The organism is Methylobacterium marchantiae (assembly GCF_042679825.1).
Lineage (GTDB): Bacteria > Pseudomonadota > Alphaproteobacteria > Rhizobiales > Beijerinckiaceae > Methylobacterium > Methylobacterium marchantiae.
In genome coordinates, this window is record NZ_JBHTND010000031.1 from 18,953 (window position 1) to 33,872 (window position 14,920).

18 protein-coding genes are annotated in these 14,920 nt (G+C 67.0%); 6 read left to right on the plus strand and 12 right to left on the minus strand.

The window, feature by feature from the left end; translation table 11 throughout:
• Nucleotides 1-123 precede the first annotated feature (123 nt).
• Entirely contained in the window at nucleotides 124-1,305 is a 1,182-nt protein-coding gene (locus tag ACFQ4G_RS18355; protein ID WP_238208945.1) for an amidinotransferase, read from the plus strand.
• Nucleotides 1,306-1,448: 143 nt separating this feature from the next.
• The gene (locus ACFQ4G_RS18360) at nucleotides 1,449-2,339 is read left to right on the plus strand and encodes a MipA/OmpV family protein (protein ID WP_238208946.1); all 891 of its coding nucleotides are present in this window, start codon (nucleotides 1,449-1,451) and stop codon (nucleotides 2,337-2,339) included.
• Nucleotides 2,340-2,417: 78 nt separating this feature from the next.
• Here ACFQ4G_RS18360 and ACFQ4G_RS18365 read toward each other — a convergent pair whose 3' ends face one another.
• The 9 genes from ACFQ4G_RS18365 to ACFQ4G_RS18405 form a co-directional block, all read right to left on the minus strand.
• Nucleotides 2,418-2,618, minus strand: coding sequence for a hypothetical protein (locus tag ACFQ4G_RS18365; RefSeq protein WP_238208947.1), 201 nt, complete (start codon nucleotides 2,616-2,618; stop codon nucleotides 2,418-2,420).
• A gap of 65 nt (nucleotides 2,619-2,683) precedes the next feature.
• Nucleotides 2,684-3,295, minus strand: coding sequence for a glutathione S-transferase family protein (locus tag ACFQ4G_RS18370; protein ID WP_238208948.1), 612 nt, complete (start codon nucleotides 3,293-3,295; stop codon nucleotides 2,684-2,686).
• Between the two features lie 116 nt (nucleotides 3,296-3,411).
• Entirely contained in the window at nucleotides 3,412-4,596 is a 1,185-nt protein-coding gene (locus ACFQ4G_RS18375; protein ID WP_238208949.1) for a poly(ethylene terephthalate) hydrolase family protein, read from the minus strand.
• A 160-nt stretch (nucleotides 4,597-4,756) separates the two neighbouring features.
• On the minus strand, nucleotides 4,757-4,966 hold the full coding sequence (locus ACFQ4G_RS18380) for a hypothetical protein (RefSeq protein ID WP_238208950.1): 210 nt from the start codon (nucleotides 4,964-4,966) through the stop codon (nucleotides 4,757-4,759).
• A gap of 114 nt (nucleotides 4,967-5,080) precedes the next feature.
• Nucleotides 5,081-5,515, minus strand: coding sequence for a response regulator (locus ACFQ4G_RS18385; protein WP_238208951.1), 435 nt, complete (start codon nucleotides 5,513-5,515; stop codon nucleotides 5,081-5,083).
• A 237-nt stretch (nucleotides 5,516-5,752) separates the two neighbouring features.
• Nucleotides 5,753-6,652 carry a dienelactone hydrolase family protein gene (locus tag ACFQ4G_RS18390; RefSeq protein ID WP_238208952.1) on the minus strand — a complete coding sequence of 300 codons (900 nt, stop codon included), beginning with the start codon at nucleotides 6,650-6,652 and terminating at the stop codon, nucleotides 5,753-5,755.
• A gap of 69 nt (nucleotides 6,653-6,721) precedes the next feature.
• Nucleotides 6,722-7,201: a hypothetical protein gene (locus ACFQ4G_RS18395; RefSeq protein WP_238208953.1), complete on the minus strand. Its 480-nt coding sequence runs from the start codon at nucleotides 7,199-7,201 to the stop codon at nucleotides 6,722-6,724.
• 153 nt (nucleotides 7,202-7,354) lie between these two features.
• Entirely contained in the window at nucleotides 7,355-7,840 is a 486-nt protein-coding gene (locus ACFQ4G_RS18400; RefSeq protein ID WP_379040784.1) for a DUF192 domain-containing protein, read from the minus strand.
• Between the two features lie 12 nt (nucleotides 7,841-7,852).
• Nucleotides 7,853-8,428, minus strand: coding sequence for a cold-shock protein (locus ACFQ4G_RS18405; protein WP_238208969.1), 576 nt, complete (start codon nucleotides 8,426-8,428; stop codon nucleotides 7,853-7,855).
• Between the two features lie 519 nt (nucleotides 8,429-8,947).
• Between ACFQ4G_RS18405 and ACFQ4G_RS18410 the strand changes: the two genes are divergently transcribed.
• Nucleotides 8,948-9,949, plus strand: a complete 1,002-nt coding sequence (locus ACFQ4G_RS18410; RefSeq protein ID WP_238208970.1) for a heparan-alpha-glucosaminide N-acetyltransferase — start codon at nucleotides 8,948-8,950, stop codon at nucleotides 9,947-9,949.
• A 64-nt stretch (nucleotides 9,950-10,013) separates the two neighbouring features.
• On the opposite strand, the gene efp is transcribed toward ACFQ4G_RS18410, so the two are convergent.
• Nucleotides 10,014-10,580: an elongation factor P gene (gene efp / locus ACFQ4G_RS18415; protein WP_238208954.1), complete on the minus strand. Its 567-nt coding sequence runs from the start codon at nucleotides 10,578-10,580 to the stop codon at nucleotides 10,014-10,016.
• Nucleotides 10,581-10,740: 160 nt separating this feature from the next.
• Between efp and epmA the strand changes: the two genes are divergently transcribed.
• The 3 genes from epmA to ACFQ4G_RS18430 are packed head-to-tail and all read left to right on the plus strand — an operon-like array spanning nucleotide 10,741 to nucleotide 13,746.
• Nucleotides 10,741-11,814 carry an EF-P lysine aminoacylase EpmA gene (gene epmA / locus ACFQ4G_RS18420; RefSeq protein WP_238208955.1) on the plus strand — a complete coding sequence of 358 codons (1,074 nt, stop codon included), beginning with the start codon at nucleotides 10,741-10,743 and terminating at the stop codon, nucleotides 11,812-11,814.
• 8 nt (nucleotides 11,815-11,822) lie between these two features.
• On the plus strand, nucleotides 11,823-12,878 hold the full coding sequence (locus ACFQ4G_RS18425) for a lysine-2,3-aminomutase-like protein (RefSeq protein WP_238208971.1): 1,056 nt from the start codon (nucleotides 11,823-11,825) through the stop codon (nucleotides 12,876-12,878).
• 55 nt (nucleotides 12,879-12,933) lie between these two features.
• Nucleotides 12,934-13,746, plus strand: a complete 813-nt coding sequence (locus ACFQ4G_RS18430; protein WP_238208956.1) for a YdcF family protein — start codon at nucleotides 12,934-12,936, stop codon at nucleotides 13,744-13,746.
• Between the two features lie 43 nt (nucleotides 13,747-13,789).
• Here the strand turns inward: ACFQ4G_RS18430 and ACFQ4G_RS18435 are convergent, their stop codons facing one another.
• Complete coding sequence (locus ACFQ4G_RS18435; RefSeq protein WP_238208957.1) at nucleotides 13,790-14,086, minus strand: DUF3253 domain-containing protein; 297 nt, start codon at nucleotides 14,084-14,086, stop codon at nucleotides 13,790-13,792.
• Nucleotides 14,083-14,838, minus strand: a complete 756-nt coding sequence (locus ACFQ4G_RS18440) for a DUF599 domain-containing protein (protein WP_238208958.1) — start codon at nucleotides 14,836-14,838, stop codon at nucleotides 14,083-14,085. Before ACFQ4G_RS18440 ends, ACFQ4G_RS18435 begins: the two co-directional genes overlap by 4 nt.
• Nucleotides 14,839-14,920 lie beyond the last annotated feature (82 nt).

The window sequence follows — 14,920 nt, forward strand, 5'->3', positions numbered from 1 at the left end:
ATCGGAAGTTGCAGCTTTGGATTTCGTTGTCTATCACCGGATAGACACAGTGCGGTCCAAAGCGGCGAAGGGGCAGAGGCCTCGAAGAAACAGCCGCACGAACGGCGCCACAAGGGACGAATGATGGACCGCGAAGCTTTCACCACGGCACAGGACGCCGTGCTCGCCGACGCGCGGATCGACAGCTACGACACCGCCTCGGCCCCGTATCGCAATCCCCCCGCCCCTCAATCGCCCGTCATGGCCTGGAACGAGTGGGACCCTCTGGAAGAGGTGATCGTCGGCAGCCTCGACGGCGCGACCATCCCGTCCCACCACCTCACCGTGATCTTCAACCTGCCGCGTGCGGCCCAGCCGTTCTACCGGCTCGCTGCGGGCTTCCGCTATCCGAAGTTCATGAAGAAGCTCGCCCAGCAGGAGCTCGACAACTTCATCACCATCCTCGCCGGCGAGGGCGTGAAGATCCGGCGCCCCGACGCCGTGGATTTCTCGCGCAAGTACAACGCTCCGCGCTGGTCTTCGCGCGGCTTCTGCGTCGCCTGCCCGCGCGACCCGTATCTCGTCATCGGCGACGAGATCATCGAGAGCCCGATGTGCTGGCGCTCGCGCTACTTCGAGGGCGACGCCTACCGCTCGCTGTTCAAGGAATATTTTCGTAACGGCGCGCGCTGGACCTCGGCGCCCCGGCCCCAGCTCACCGACGAGCTGTACAATTACGATTACCGCGTGCCGAACCTGAAGGCCGGCGAGCCGATGCAGTTCACGGTCAACGAATTCGAGCCGGTCTTCGACGCCGCGGATTTCGTCCGCTGCGGCCGCGATCTGTTCGTTACCCGCTCCAACGTCACGAACCTCATGGGCATCGAGTGGCTGCGCCGCCATCTCGGTCCGGGCTTCCGCATCCACGAGATCGAGAGCCGCTGCCCGCAGCCGATGCACATCGACTCGTCCTTCATGCCCCTGGCGCCGGGCAAGGTGCTGGTGAACCCCGACTATATCGACGTCGAGAAGCTGCCGGCCGTGCTCAAGAAGTGGGACGTGCTGATCGCGCCCCGCCCCGATCCGGTGGAGGGGTTCATGAGCAAGATCTCCATGTGCTCGCCCTGGACCTCGATCAACGTGCTGGCCATCGACGAGAAGAAGATCGTCGTCGACGCGAGCCAGCCGACCCTGATCAAGGCGCTCAAGGACTGGGGCTTCGATCCGATCCCGGCTCCGTTCCTGTCCTACGGCCCGTTCGGCGGCTCGTTCCACTGCGCCACCCTCGACGTGCGCCGCCGGGGTGCCCTGAAATCCTACTTCTAGGATCGGGTAGACTCCGCCGCGTCGAGAGACGGCGTGGCGGAGCCCTCGCTCGACGTGTTTCCCCGGACACACCGATACGGAAACCGCGGCCTCGCGCGGATTTCAGTGTGATGCATTAGGGAATTGTGTCCACAACCGGCGTCATGGATACACTGACCCCGACGCCCCGATCGCACCATGGTCAACGGAACCGCGCGGCCTCTGCCGGCGCGGCCCTCGCCCTATCGGCCTGTCTCGCATCCGGGACCGGTGCGCTGGCGGCCGACCTGATGGAGCCGCAGCGGCCTCCGACGTTCGTCGCCCTCGACCAGAACCTCTGGGTCGTCACGGTGACCGCCAACATCCAGGCGACGCCGCGATATCCGGGTTCCGACGACTACACCGCCATCGGCTACCCCTCGATCAGCATCAGCAAGGTCGGCGATCCGGTCCGGTTCTCGTCGCCCGACGACGGTATCAGCTTCTCCTTCTACGACTCGTCCAAGGTCCATGTCGGCGTCACCGCTCGCTACGTTCCCGGTCGCTATTACGGTGACGACCGTCGCAACCTCTTCGGCCTGCGCGACGCGCAATACGCGATCGAGCCCGGCGTCTTCCTCGAATATTACCCGGTGGAGTGGCTGCGGACCCGCGCCGAACTCCGCCACGGCGTCTTCGGTCACCACGGCTTCGTCGGATCGCTCGGCGCCGATGTGATCCAGCCCTTCGACCGCTGGCAGGTCTCGATCGGACCGCGCTTCAACTTCGGAGACGAATCCTTCGCCAAGCGCTATTTCGGCGTCCAGCCCTTCGAATCGGCGCTCAACGGCGGGCTGAGGCCGTTCAAGCCGGACAATTACATCACCGTCGGTGCGCTCGGAGCCCTCACCTACACGTTCAACGAGACCTGGGCGGTGACCGGATATGTCGGCTACAACCGGATCGTCGGCTCCTCGTCCAACAGTCCGCTGGTGGCCGGCCGCTACGGCACGCCCAACCAGTACACCTTCGGAATGAAGGTGAATTACAGCTTCGTCACCAAACCCTGGTTCTGAGCAGAGGTCTCTTCTCGACCGCCATCTCGTCTGAATATCGCTCGGTCGGCACGGATTGCGTGCCGACCGGGCCAGGTTTCAGAGCGATCGCCGGCCCAATGCCCGCTTCCACGCCGAAGAGGCGAAGGCGAGCGCGACGCCGTATTGCAGCAACCCGTTCTCGGCGAGATCCGCCGGCGCGATATGCAGTTGCAGCGCCCAGCGCGTGAGAGCGTTCGTCACGATGACCGCCGCGCAGAAGGCGGCGGCGGTGATGAGGGCGGCAACGAAATCGGGCATGGCGCGACATCCGGAGAACCGGATCGGGCCGTAGCAAGGCGCGCGCCAGCCCTGTGCGAACCTATTCAGGCCGCCGGTGGCCTCGTCGCCAGCATGGCGGGATGCTCGGCGAAACGCGTGAACCACGCCGCCAGATCAGGGTGCGACCGCTTCCAGCCGAGTTCGGCGAAACGCAGGTCGAGATAGCCGAGGGCGCAGGCGATGCTGATCGTTCCGATATCGATCCGGTCGGCGAAGCTCTCCGCCTCGGAATCCAGGGCCGCGAGTGCGCTCACGATCTTGGCTTCCTGCCCATCCATCCAGGCGACGGAGCGTTCGGACGCGTCGCGCGCCGTGAGTTCGTAACGGATCAGCAGGGCCGCATCGAGGATGCCGTCGGCGATGGATTGCGCATTGAGCGCCGACCAGCGCGCAGGTCCCGCCGGCGGGAACAGCTTGCCGCCGGCACGCGCATCGAGATATTCGCAGATCACCCGGCTATCGGCGAGAGCGTGGCCCTCGTCGTCGAGGAGGGTAGGCACCTGCGCCATGGGATGATGCGCGAGGATGGTGCCGTCACGCTTCACCGGATGCGCCGCGCTCGGCAGCAGGGCGATGCGGTCGGCAATCCCCAGCACATGGGCGCAGGCCATGACCTTCCGCGCGAAGGGCGAGAAGTGTGAATGGAACAGCTTCATCGGGACTCGCTGGGCTCGAAGCGGAATTTGGGGGCTCTGCTTTCGGGAAAATCCCATGCGAAGACAAGCCCCGTCCACGCCGGTTGGGCGCTTGCAGTCCTCGACGAGGTCCGGGATCAGGGGCGGCGTACGGGTTTCGGCTTGGGTTGGGTCACCGCTGCGGGTGTGGGAACTGCTGGCGCCGCCGCCGCCGGAGTGGCGCGTGGCGTCTCCACCACGAGGCGCTTCACCGGCCAGCCGTCGCTCCAGCGCTCCATATCGCTCAGGCGCGGGTTGGCCTTGAGCGTCGCCGGATCGCCGCCGAAGGCCGCGGCGGCGGCGAGATCGAACGTCTTCCAATAGGCGAGGTAATCGAGGCTGTCCGCGCGGGAATTGTTGAGCTGCGCCAGCAATGTCGTCTGTTCGCCCGTCAGCGACATGTCCGCCGACCATTTGAACGGGGCGGGAGGCTGTTTGGGATCGCGCGGGGGCTCCGGCGGCAGCTTGATCGCACCCGCGTCATAGGCCGTGTCCACGGCGCCCGGCGAGGTCAGCGTCGCCGTCAGGGAGGGAAAGCCGTGATCGTCCGAGAGCGCGCGGATGAAGAGCTTGCGCTCCGGCGCGACGGCGCTCGATTCGCGCAGGAGCCTCCGGGCGGCGAGATCGGCGGCACGGGCGTCCCGATCGCCGATGACGGTGATCAGCAGGGTCTCCGGCGCGATCTTCGACAGGTCACGCAACACGACACCACGGGATCGGGGATCGCTCGCGATGCCGCCGGGCATGATGGCGAAGACGAGGCGGGGAACCGGAAGGCCGGCATTCTCCGCGTCGGCGGCGAGGTTGGCGGCGATCGGTGCACCGGCGAGGTGGCCGATCAGGGCGACACGCTTCGGGTTCGGTCTGGCATCGGGATCGTTTTCGAGATCCGACAGCGCGGCCTTCACGAGCTTCTCGGCATTGCCGGTGGCATCCGCCGGCCGCGTCCGGTTGACCTCCTGGAAGCGCGGAAACAGGACGAGATATCCCGCCCGGGCGAGGTGATCGATCCAGGCACCGTAAGGCTGCGGATTGGGCGATCCCCAGGCGTGGAGGAAGACGACGACGGGCCGCCCGTCCGCCGGAGCGGCGCCGGTCGAGTAGAACACGAAGGTCGCTGCACTCGGCCGCCCGAGCGCACGTTTCACGATCGGGACGGAACGATTTCCGATGCCTCCCGGCCCGTCGGCGGGCTGAGCGGGCGGTGTCGCGCCGAGAACCGGTTCGCACAGCGACGCGACGGCCAGCGAAGCGCCGAGAACGAGGCATTCTTTCAGACGCATGAGGGGCTCGTCGGATCGATCCAGAAGGGCGAGTCCGACATATCAGGTTTTGTTCGATGTATGGGACGACGATACAAGTCTCGGCGCGAAGTCTTCGCGGCCTGCGTCATTCAGGCCGCACTGACGGCGATGTTGGCGTCAGGATGCGCCGAATGCTTGGCTATTCCGCAGTCTCATCGACACCGCGCCTCTCGTCGATCAGTGCAGCCAGGCGCAGCAGGTCGGCGGGAGCCGCCGGATCGATCACCTGGCCGTAGAACGCGCGAAGGTCTTCGCCGACGCTCTGCATCAGACGCGACTGAGGGAAGATCGTGTACGATTGGCCCGAACGATTGATATTAGCCATGTTGAAGTTGGCGGCGGTGTTCATCGGATACTCGTCGGATCGTGACTGGTCAGTTGACGATTGACCTGACCAACGGCTGGACCCGACGAAGTTTCCATTTAATCCATGATAATTTGACGATGCGAGCAAAGTTCCGTGTCAGGGCGGGCTGCCGCCGATCACGTCGATGCCCGGGCCCTGTTCCGGGGTACGGCCCGCCGCCTCCTCGACCCAGGCCAGAATGTCCGACGCTCGCCACGGCTTCGGGATGAAGGTCGCCGAGACCCTCAGATCGCTCGGCTGGTCTCCCGCATCGCCCGACGTCAGCAGCACGCGCACGCGGGGCCAGGTCACTCCGATGATCCGGGCCAGCTCGAAGCCGCCGATGGGGCCGGGTGTGCGCACGTCGGAGAAGACGACGCTGACCGCGCCCTCCTTCTCGTTCAGGATCGCGAGGGCACGCTCGGCGGTCTCCGCCTCGATGACGCTGAACCCCGTCTCTTCCAGCAAAGCGGCCGCGAGGAAGCGCTCATCGGGTTCGTCCTCGACGACGAGGATCACCGGTTTCTCGCCCGATGGATTCGCAGCACTCATGGGTCCGGAACGCTCTTCAGGCCTGACGGCCGTATCGGCCGTCACCTCAGCAACGCTATGTAGTCCCACCCGTCAATGTGTCGATCCGGCGCTCGGACGACTAGTTCCGCGATGCATCACTCCGAAAAACAACGACCATCGCGGCCGTTTCTCCATTCTAGCAGAGGGAACGCCCCCGCGGGAGGCGTCGGATAGCACCGCTCTGCAGCTTTAAAGGCCAGTGGAGCGGCGTACGATTTAGCCGACCCCGTGGCTTTTGAGGAACGCCAGGGCGCGGGTCCATCCCTGTTCCGCGCTGTCCCTGCGGTAGCTCGGCCGGTAATCGGCGTGGAACCCGTGCGGCGCCTCGGGAAAGACCACGAGTTCGACGCTCCGCCCGGCGGCGTTCGCCTTGTCGCGAGCCTCTTCGACGCTGGAGACGGGAATTCCGGTATCGGCTCCGCCGTAGAGCGCCAGAAGCGGGGCGTTGAGATCGGCCGCGACGTCGCCCGCCGTCTTCGGCTGCAGGTCGGTGCGGTCGCCGCCGAGGGGGCCGTACCACGCCACCGCCGCCTTCAGGTCCCGTCTGTGCGCCGCATAGAGCCAGGCGCCGCGTCCGCCGCGGCACCACCCCATCGTGCCGATCCGCTTCGGGTCGGCCTTCGAATCGGCGACGGCCCATGAGGCCGCGGCGTCGAGATCGCCGATCCACTGCGCATCCGGTGTCTTCAGGATGACGTCGCGGACGATCGCCTTCACATCCGTCATCGTCGAAAGATCGCCCTGGCGGGCGTAGAGTTCGGGTGCGACCGCGCAATAGCCGGCCTTGGCGAGGCGGCGGCAGACGTCCTTGATGTATTCATGAACCCCGAAGATCTCTTCGATGACGAGGATCAGCGGAAACGGCCCCGCTCCTTCCGGCATCGCCCGATAGCCCGGCATCGGCCCATCGGCTGCCGGGATCTTGACCTCTCCGGCGACGAGGCCGTCCGAATCGGTCGTGACCACCTGAGCCTGCGCATGCGCCTCTGCCAGGGTGAAACCGGCGATGAGGCTCGTCATGACGAATCCGCGGCGCGAAAAGGGCGAGACGACGAGTCCGTCGAGTCCGCCCAGACCCGCCTTCGGACGGTTCTTGTCTGTCTCGTGATCGTCCATGCGATGGCCTCCCGGTCGACGCCGCTCACGGCATGCCCGAAAACTAGGGCATCATGACCGGAGGTCACGTCAGGACAGAGCCGAGCGCGCGGTTTCCGTCTCCTCCATCCATCCGGCTCCGCCGCGATGGGAGATCGATCGCATGTCCGAGACCGATCGCATGTCCGAGGCGGCAGGACGCCTCCGGGGGATGGATTTCGGGCGCACCAGTTCCGAGAGCTTCGTGAAGCCGTCGCTGCCGGCAACACCGCCCTGCCCCATCCTCAGGCCGAAGCCGGCGATGAAGGACCGCGCGAGTGCCTCGTCGCGATCCATACCGAACAGATCGATGGCCATGAGGAACGCTTCGCGGAAGAGACGCGGCGAGCACCAACTCTTCTCGGCGAGATGAAGCGGCCATTCCCACAACTCGTCCACGGACCGCCGTCCCAGGCTGTCGCGAGCGACGAAATATCCAGTCTCGCGATGCTCGAGCCCGTCCTCGATCACGTGCCAGTCCGCGTTCTCGAACAGGACCATGTCATCGCATGAAGGCTGGACGTCGATCATCGCGTTCCCCTGCCATATCCGACGAGCTCACCGATTTCGGCTCGCCCGCTCTGGAACAATAAGGGAACATTGGTTCGAAACGAGACAGGCGTCAAGATGTTTGTTCACGCTGCGTTCGCAGGTGCCGGGATCGGACATCTCGGACCGATCCGGTCAGCGCGATCCAAACATCGCGTGCTCGACCCGGTCTCCCGCCTTGATGCCGAGCCGCGCGGTCGTCCCGGCATTGAGTTCCAGCACCGCGAGCACCGGCTCGCCCGACGGGATGACCTTCGTGGACAGGGGCTCGGTATTGGCCGCGACGCGGGCGATGCTGCCATCCGGACGGATGAAGAGCATGTCGAGCGGCAGATAGGTGTTCTTCATCCACATCGCCACGCGCTCGACTTTCTGGAAGTCGAACAGCATGCCGTGTTCCGGCGCCATCGAGCGTCGGAACATCAGGCCGCGCGAGCGGGATTCGTCGTCGCGCATCACCTCCACGGAGAAGCTGTGCCGGCCGCCTTTGCCGGTGATCTCCAGCGGCTCGACCTTCGCGGCGTCCTGGGCCAGGGCCCCGCCGAACCCTGTGACGACGAAAAGGAGGATGAGGAGCGCGTGGAGGGCTGCGCCGGGACGAGCGTCGCGGATCGATGTCACTTGGTCATTCCGTCAGTGGGAGGCAGGCAGCGCGCCGTCCAAGAGCCGGACCTCGGCCGCCATCTTGCCCTTCGAGCCGTCGCCATACCGGACGAGAACGGTCTCGCCGGGTTTCAGTTCGGCGATCCCGTAGCGGCGAAGCGTCTCCATATGGACGAAGATGTCCGGCGAGCCATCACCACGGCTGAGGAAGCCGAACCCGCGCAGGCGGTTGAACCATTTCACCACCGCCGTCTCGAGGCCGCTTGTCGCGGTCACGCTCACATGGGTGCGGGGCAGAGGCAGTTCGGACGGGTGGGTCGCCGTCGACTGGTCGAGGGAGATCACGCGGAAGGCCTGCCATCCGCGCGGCCTCTCGGTGGCCTCCACCACGATCCGCGCGCCCTCGCTCGCCGCCTGATGTCCGTCACGGCGAAGGCAGGTGATGTGGACGAGCACATCGGCCGAGCCGTCGTCGGGTACGATGAAGCCGAAGCCCTTCGAGACGTCGAACCATTTGATGCGCCCGGACACCTCGACGAGGTCGAGGGGGCGCTGCACGTCGCCGTCGACGAGATCGGTGCCACGTGCGCTGGCGGCCTCTCCCATCGCGTGAAGGCCGTGCTGGCCTGGTCCGAAATCGTCCGACATGTAAGCAACCCACACCGAATCACGCGTCGCGATCCGCACGAGAGATTAACAAAGTCATGACTCGGCGGAAGCCCGTTTGACCATCATCGACGCCGGGGATTGATACATTCTTCAGCATATCGGCCCTAGCGCCACAAATCGCCGGCCGCTGCTGCAGAGGCTCCACGAGGATTTCGCTCGCTGGACGGATCCATCACAGACTGTGCTGGACGCAGGCTTCGGATGCCGATCAACTCCTCGTCACGATCGGGAGAGGCGCCACGTCTTCGCGGCGTCCGGTCGAACGCGTGCTCCCGCGACGGTTCCGCCCTTGCGCCGACCGCGCCACCGGCGATAGCCAACGCCCATGACACAGATTTTCCGTCCCGATCCCGGGGCCTTTCCCTGCGCGCTCCCGCGGAGTCCGACCGAACGGCGCCGGCAGGAAAGCCCGGCCGCATGAGGCCGTCGATGTCGAACCCCGTCTCCGATGCCGAGATGGGGCGGACCGTTGCGCCTTCCGGCGAAACGCGGCGGCGTTTCGGCATCCTCGACGTCGCGCGCGGCATCGCCCTCCTGGCGATGGCCGCCTATCACACCACCTGGGATCTCGGGTATCTGGCGCTCACGCCGGAGAACTACGCCCTGACGCCTCCGGGCAAGGTCGCGGCCCATCTCATCGCAGGCACGTTCCTGGTGCTCGTCGGCATCGGCCTCGTGCTGATGAACCGGGATGGGCTCAGGCCACGGGCGTTTCTGCTGCGCCTCGCGCGGATCGGCGTCGCCGCCCTCCTCATCACGGCGGCGACGCGCTACGCCTTTCCGGACAGCTACATCTTCTTCGGCATCCTGCATTGCATCGCCGTGTCGAGCGTGCTCGCCGTGCCGTTCCTGCGGGTGTCGCCGGTGGCGGCGGTCGTGGTCGGCATCGTCGTCCTCGCTGCGCCTGCGGTGATGGCGAACCCGGATTATCACCTCGCCGTCTTCGACGATCCGATCCTGAGCTTTCTCGGGCTCGGCGCGATACCGCCCCGCACGAATGATTACGTGCCGCTGTTTCCCTGGTTCGGCCTGGTCCTGGCGGGGGTGGCGATGGCCCGGCTGGGACTGCCGGCCTTCCTGCGCACGGCGCTGCCTGATTGGCGGACGCGCTCGCTCGCCTCGCGAGGGCTGGCCCTGGCGGGACGCCACAGCCTCGCGGTCTACCTCGTCCACCAGCCGCTGCTCCTCGCCCTGCTGACGGGCGTGGTCGCGGTCACCGGCCCGCATCCGAAGGCCGGTCTCGTCGCGTTCCGCCAGGACTACCGCACGCAATGCGAGGCGACCGGTGGCACAGCGCAGGCGTGCCGGGTGGCCGCCCGCTGCGTCGGCGATGCGCTCCGAAGGGAGAATTTGTGGGCGGTCACGGGGCGAGGCTTCACGGTGGAAGAGCGGGCGAAAGCCCAGGCCCTGTCCCAGGCCTGCTACGACGCGGCCGATGGATCGCCGGCGTCGCCGTGATCGGCATCTTCGAAGAACGGCATCCGCCTCACCAGCGAGGCGGATGCCGCGTGTCGTCGATGCATCAATCCTTGGCGCGTTCCACGTAGGAACCGTCTTCGGTCATGATGACGACGCGGGTGCCCACCGCCACGTGCGGCGGCACGGCGGTACGCACGCCGTTGGAGAGGATCGCCGGCTTGTAAGAAGAAGACGCCGTCTGGCCCTTCATCGCCGGCTCGGTCTCGGTGATCTCGAGGGTGACGCGCTGCGGCAACTCGACCGTGAGCGGCACCTCGTTATGCGAGGCCAGCATCACCTTCATGCCCTCCTGCAGGTAGGGCGCGGCGTTGCCGACGACGTCCTTGGGCACTGCGACCTGCTCGTAGGTCTCGGGATTCATGAAGTGGTAGCCTTCGCCGTCCTCGTACAGGAAGGTGTGCTCGCGATCCTCGACGAAGGCACGCTCCACCGACTCGGTGGTGCGGTAGCGCTCGGACACCTTCACACCGTCGGTGATGCGGCGCATGTCGAGCTGCGTCACGGGGGTGCCCTTGCCGGGGTGGATGTTCTCCACCGTCAGGATGACGTAGAGCTTGCCGTCCTTGTCGACGACGTTGCCCTTGCGGAGCGTAGAGGCGATTACCTTCACGGGGTCAGATCCTGTTCGAGACAATATATGGAACGCCCCGGCGTGGATTCTGCCCACGGGAGCGACATCTGTGCTCCGCCACTATCCTATCCGGCGTCGCGTTGCCAGCAGCACGGCGGCCTCGGCCGCATTTGGCGAGCCGGCTGCGGGACGGTCGGTCGTGAGCGCGTCCGCCTCGCCGTGGTGGTCGCCGCATCGCCATGCCGACCGCCGCCCGGCCCTGCTTACACGGAACCGCATCGTCGCCGCGTTGCGAGGACATTTCGCGGAGCAGGATTTCGTCGAGGTGGAGGCCGCCGCCCTCCAGGTCTCGCCGGGCAACGAGGCGCATCTCTCCGCGTTCGCCACCTTGGCCATCGGCCATGACGGCGCGGAATCCCCGCTTTATCTTCACACCTCGCCCGAATTCGCCTGCAAGAAGCTGCTGGCGGCCGGCGAGACGCGGCTGTTCAGCCTCGCAAGGGTGTTCCGCAACCGCGAGCGCGGCCCCCTGCACCACCCGGAATTCAGCATGCTCGAATGGTACCGGGCCGGCGAGGATTACGAGGTGCTGATGCGCGACTGCGCCGACATCCTCGCTCTGGCCGCCGACGAGGCCAAGGTCCGCTCCTTTCGCTTTCGCGGACGTGAATCCGACCCCTTCGCTCCCTTCGAGCGTCTAACCCTCGCCGAGGCGTTCGAACGCCATGCCGGGATCGACCTCCTGGCGACGATCGGGCTCGATGGCTCGACGGACCGGGACGCGCTGGCCGCCGGAGTCGCGGCCTGCGGCCTGCGGGTGGCGCCGGACGATCGCTGGGCCGACCTGTTCAGCCGCGTTCTCGTCGCCCTCATCGAGCCGAGGCTGGGCGACGGGCGGCCGACCCTCCTCTGCGAATATCCGGTGAGCGAGGCGGCCCTCGCTCGCCCCAGCGCCCGCGATCCCCGAGTCGCGGAACGGTTCGAGCTCTATGCCTGCGGCGTCGAACTCGCCAATGCCTTCGGCGAGCTCACCGATCCGCACGAGCAGCGCCGCCGGTTCGAGGCGGAGATGGCGGAGAAGGCGCGCATCTACGGCGAAACCTACCCGATCGACGAGGATTTCCTTGCGGCTCTCGCCATCATGCCGGAGGCGAGCGGCATCGCGCTCGGCCTCGACCGGCTGGTCATGCTCGCCGTCGGCGCGCCGCGCATCGACGACGTGATCTGGACTCCCGTGGCGGAGACCCCGGCGGCGAAGGGGGGCAACGCGTGAACCGACCCCTGCCCCGCTCCCTCCGAAGCCCCTCGCAGCTCGCCGAGGCCGGGCTCGTCCCGGCGGCCGACCTTTCGGTCCTGCAGGCGGTGGCGGCGCGCTACGCGGTGTCGGTGACGCCGGACATGGCCGAACTGATCGATCCCTCCGATCCCGAAGACCCCATCGCCCGTCAGTTCGTGCCCCGCGCGGAGGAACTGGCGACGCGTCCGGAGGAGGATTCCGATCCGATCGGCGATGCCGCGCATTCACCGATGCCCGGTCTCGTCCATCGCTATCCGGACCGAGTGCTGCTGAAGCCGCTCCATGTCTGTCCCGTCTATTGCCGCTTCTGCTTCCGCCGCGAGATGGTGGGCCCGGACGGGCTCGGCACCCTGAGCGAGGCCGAACTCGCCGCCGCCCTCGCCTACATCGCCGCCCGGCCGGAGATCTGGGAGGTGATCCTCACCGGCGGCGACCCGTTCGCGCTCTCGGCCCGCAGACTCGGGCAGATCGCCGAGGCGCTCGGCGCCATCCCGCACGTCAAGGTCCTGCGCGTCCATACCCGCGTGCCGGTGGTGGAACCGGCCCGCATCGATGCGGATCTGGTGGCTGCACTGAAGCGCTTCGGAGGGGCGGTCTACGTCGCCCTCCATGCCAACCATCCGCGCGAGTTCACGCCGCCCGCCCGGGCCGCCATCGCCCGGCTCGTCGATGCGGGCATCCCGATGGTGAGCCAGTCCGTCCTGCTCGCCGGGATCAACGACGACCCGGACACGCTGTCCCGCCTGATGCGGAACTTCGTCGAGAACCGGGTCAAGCCCTACTACCTCCATCACGGCGATCTCGCGCCGGGCACCGGCCATCTGCGCACCGGCCTGTCGGCGGGGCGGGACATCATGGGACATCTGCGCGGGCGGCTCTCCGGACTCGCCCAGCCGCTCTACGTGCTGGATATTCCCGGCGGTCACGGCAAGGTGCCGGTCGGGCCTTCCTATGTCGGTGCGGACGAAGCCGGTTGGCGGGTCACCGATCCGCAGGGTCGGGAGCATTCCTACCCGCCGGATGCGGAGAAGCCGGGCTGAGCCCGCACCCCGCCCGATGGGTCGTTCGGCAGAGACGAGGCTTCAGGGTCCAGACATGTTCTTTCCGCTCTCGAAGCTGATCTATTTCGTGATCACGCCCTCGAACTTCTTCATTCTGCTGGGCCTCGCCGGCTGCATCCTGATCTTCGGAGGATGGACGCCGCGTTTCGGCCGCGGGCTGGTCCTGCTCGGCTTCGCCGGATTGTTCCTCGGCGGGCTCCTGCCCCTGGCCGCCTGGATCGCCCTGCCCCTCGAGAATCGGTTTCCGCGGTTCGCGGACGACGGCGCGCCGATCAAGGGCATCATCGTCCTCGGCGGCGCGGTCGAGACCCAGACGACGCTCGCTCGCGGACAACTCTCGGTCAACGATGCGGGCGAGCGCCCGATCGCCTTCGCCGATCTGGCCCGCCGCTACCCGCAAGCGCGGCTCCTGTTTTCCGGCGGCAGCGGGCTGCTCGGCACCGACGGGACATCGGAAGCGGAAGTCGTCAGCCGTTTCGCGGACACGCTCGGATTGCCGCGTACCCGGCTGATCCTCGAGGACCGCTCGCGCAACACCCACGAGAATGCGCGCTTCTCGGCCCAACTGGTGAAGCCGGTGGCCGGCGAGCGCTGGCTCCTCGTCACCTCGGCCTGGCACATGCCGCGCGCCATGGGCTGCTTCCGCCAGGCCGGGTTCGACGTGACGGCCTATCCCGTCGATTACCGCACCGCCGGTTGGCGCGACGCGTGGAAATTGAAGACCTTCGCGTCCGACGGGCTGCTGGTCCTCGATCTGGTGGTCAAGGAATGGATCGGGCTGATCGCCTACCGGCTGTCCGGCTACACGGACGCGCTGTTGCCGGCGCCTCGTCCGAACTCCGATTGATCCTCGACGGCCGGGGAGAGACCGGATCGGTAAAGGGGCCGGATCACGCCTCCCCGGTCGGGGCGATGGGCAGGCCGAGGCGGTAGATCCCGCGGAAGTCGTCGGGGTCGGCCACCGGCTTCCCCTTGCGCAGGATGGCGATGCGGCCCTCCTTGGTGAGGCGCACCGCCATGCGCCGCACCGGATGCATCAGCGGGCTCCAGCCATCCGGATGCGGGCCGCCGAGATGGCGCGCCACTTCCGAAGGGCAGACGGTCTTGCCCTCCCCCCGCTCGAAAACGAGGCGGAGGATCGACTCGCCGATCTCCTCCTCGCTGACGGTCTTGCGCTCGGCGCTCATGATTCGGTGTCCTGCAGGGGGGCTTTGTCTCGTAGGGTATCTCCGCCGTCCTCGGCGAGGAGGGCGGCGCGAATGTCGGAGGCAAATTGCCGGCGCCACATGACGCAGACCACTCCCGTCGTGGCGATGATGAGGAACCACGCATTCACGAACCAGCCGAGATAGGCCAGCGCGAAGAGGAATGCCCGCTGCCCTTTCGCGAAATGGATGCCGGCGGCGATGTTCATGGCGGCCGCCCGGCGTGCGGCGCGGTCCATCTCGGCGGGCGGGGCACCGACCCCCTTCGGCGGCACCGCGCCGATGAGGATCGCACCGTAATTGAACAGGCGATAGGCCCAGGCGAATTTGAAGAAGGCGTAGACGAACACCACCGCGAGCCCCGCGACCTTGATCTCCCAGGTGACGCGGGTGGCGATGGCGCCGAAGGGCAAGGCACCGAACAGGGTCAGGACGTCGTCGCCGGAGCGGGACAGGGTCAGCACGCCGCCGAGCGCGATGAGGGAGGTGGAGGCGAAGAAGGCCGTCCCGTTCTGCAGGGAGGCGTTGATCGTCGTGTCGACCACGCGGTTGTCGCGGACAGTGAGCTGGCGCGACCAGTTCTCCCGCTGACGGTTCATGATCTGGCTGAGACTCGTGCGCCGTCCGCGCATCCGCGCCACCGCCAACCCGTATCCGGTCCAGGCGAGGACGAAGTAGGCGAGGCCCGCAATGTCGAGCGGCGAGAAATCCGCGATAGTCAACGGGTGCTGCATGGGCTCCGATCGCTTCCGGTGCGTGATGGACCGGCCCGGTCTCGCCGGCCCGCCACCCTGCGGCCCGCGGGGGCGACCATAG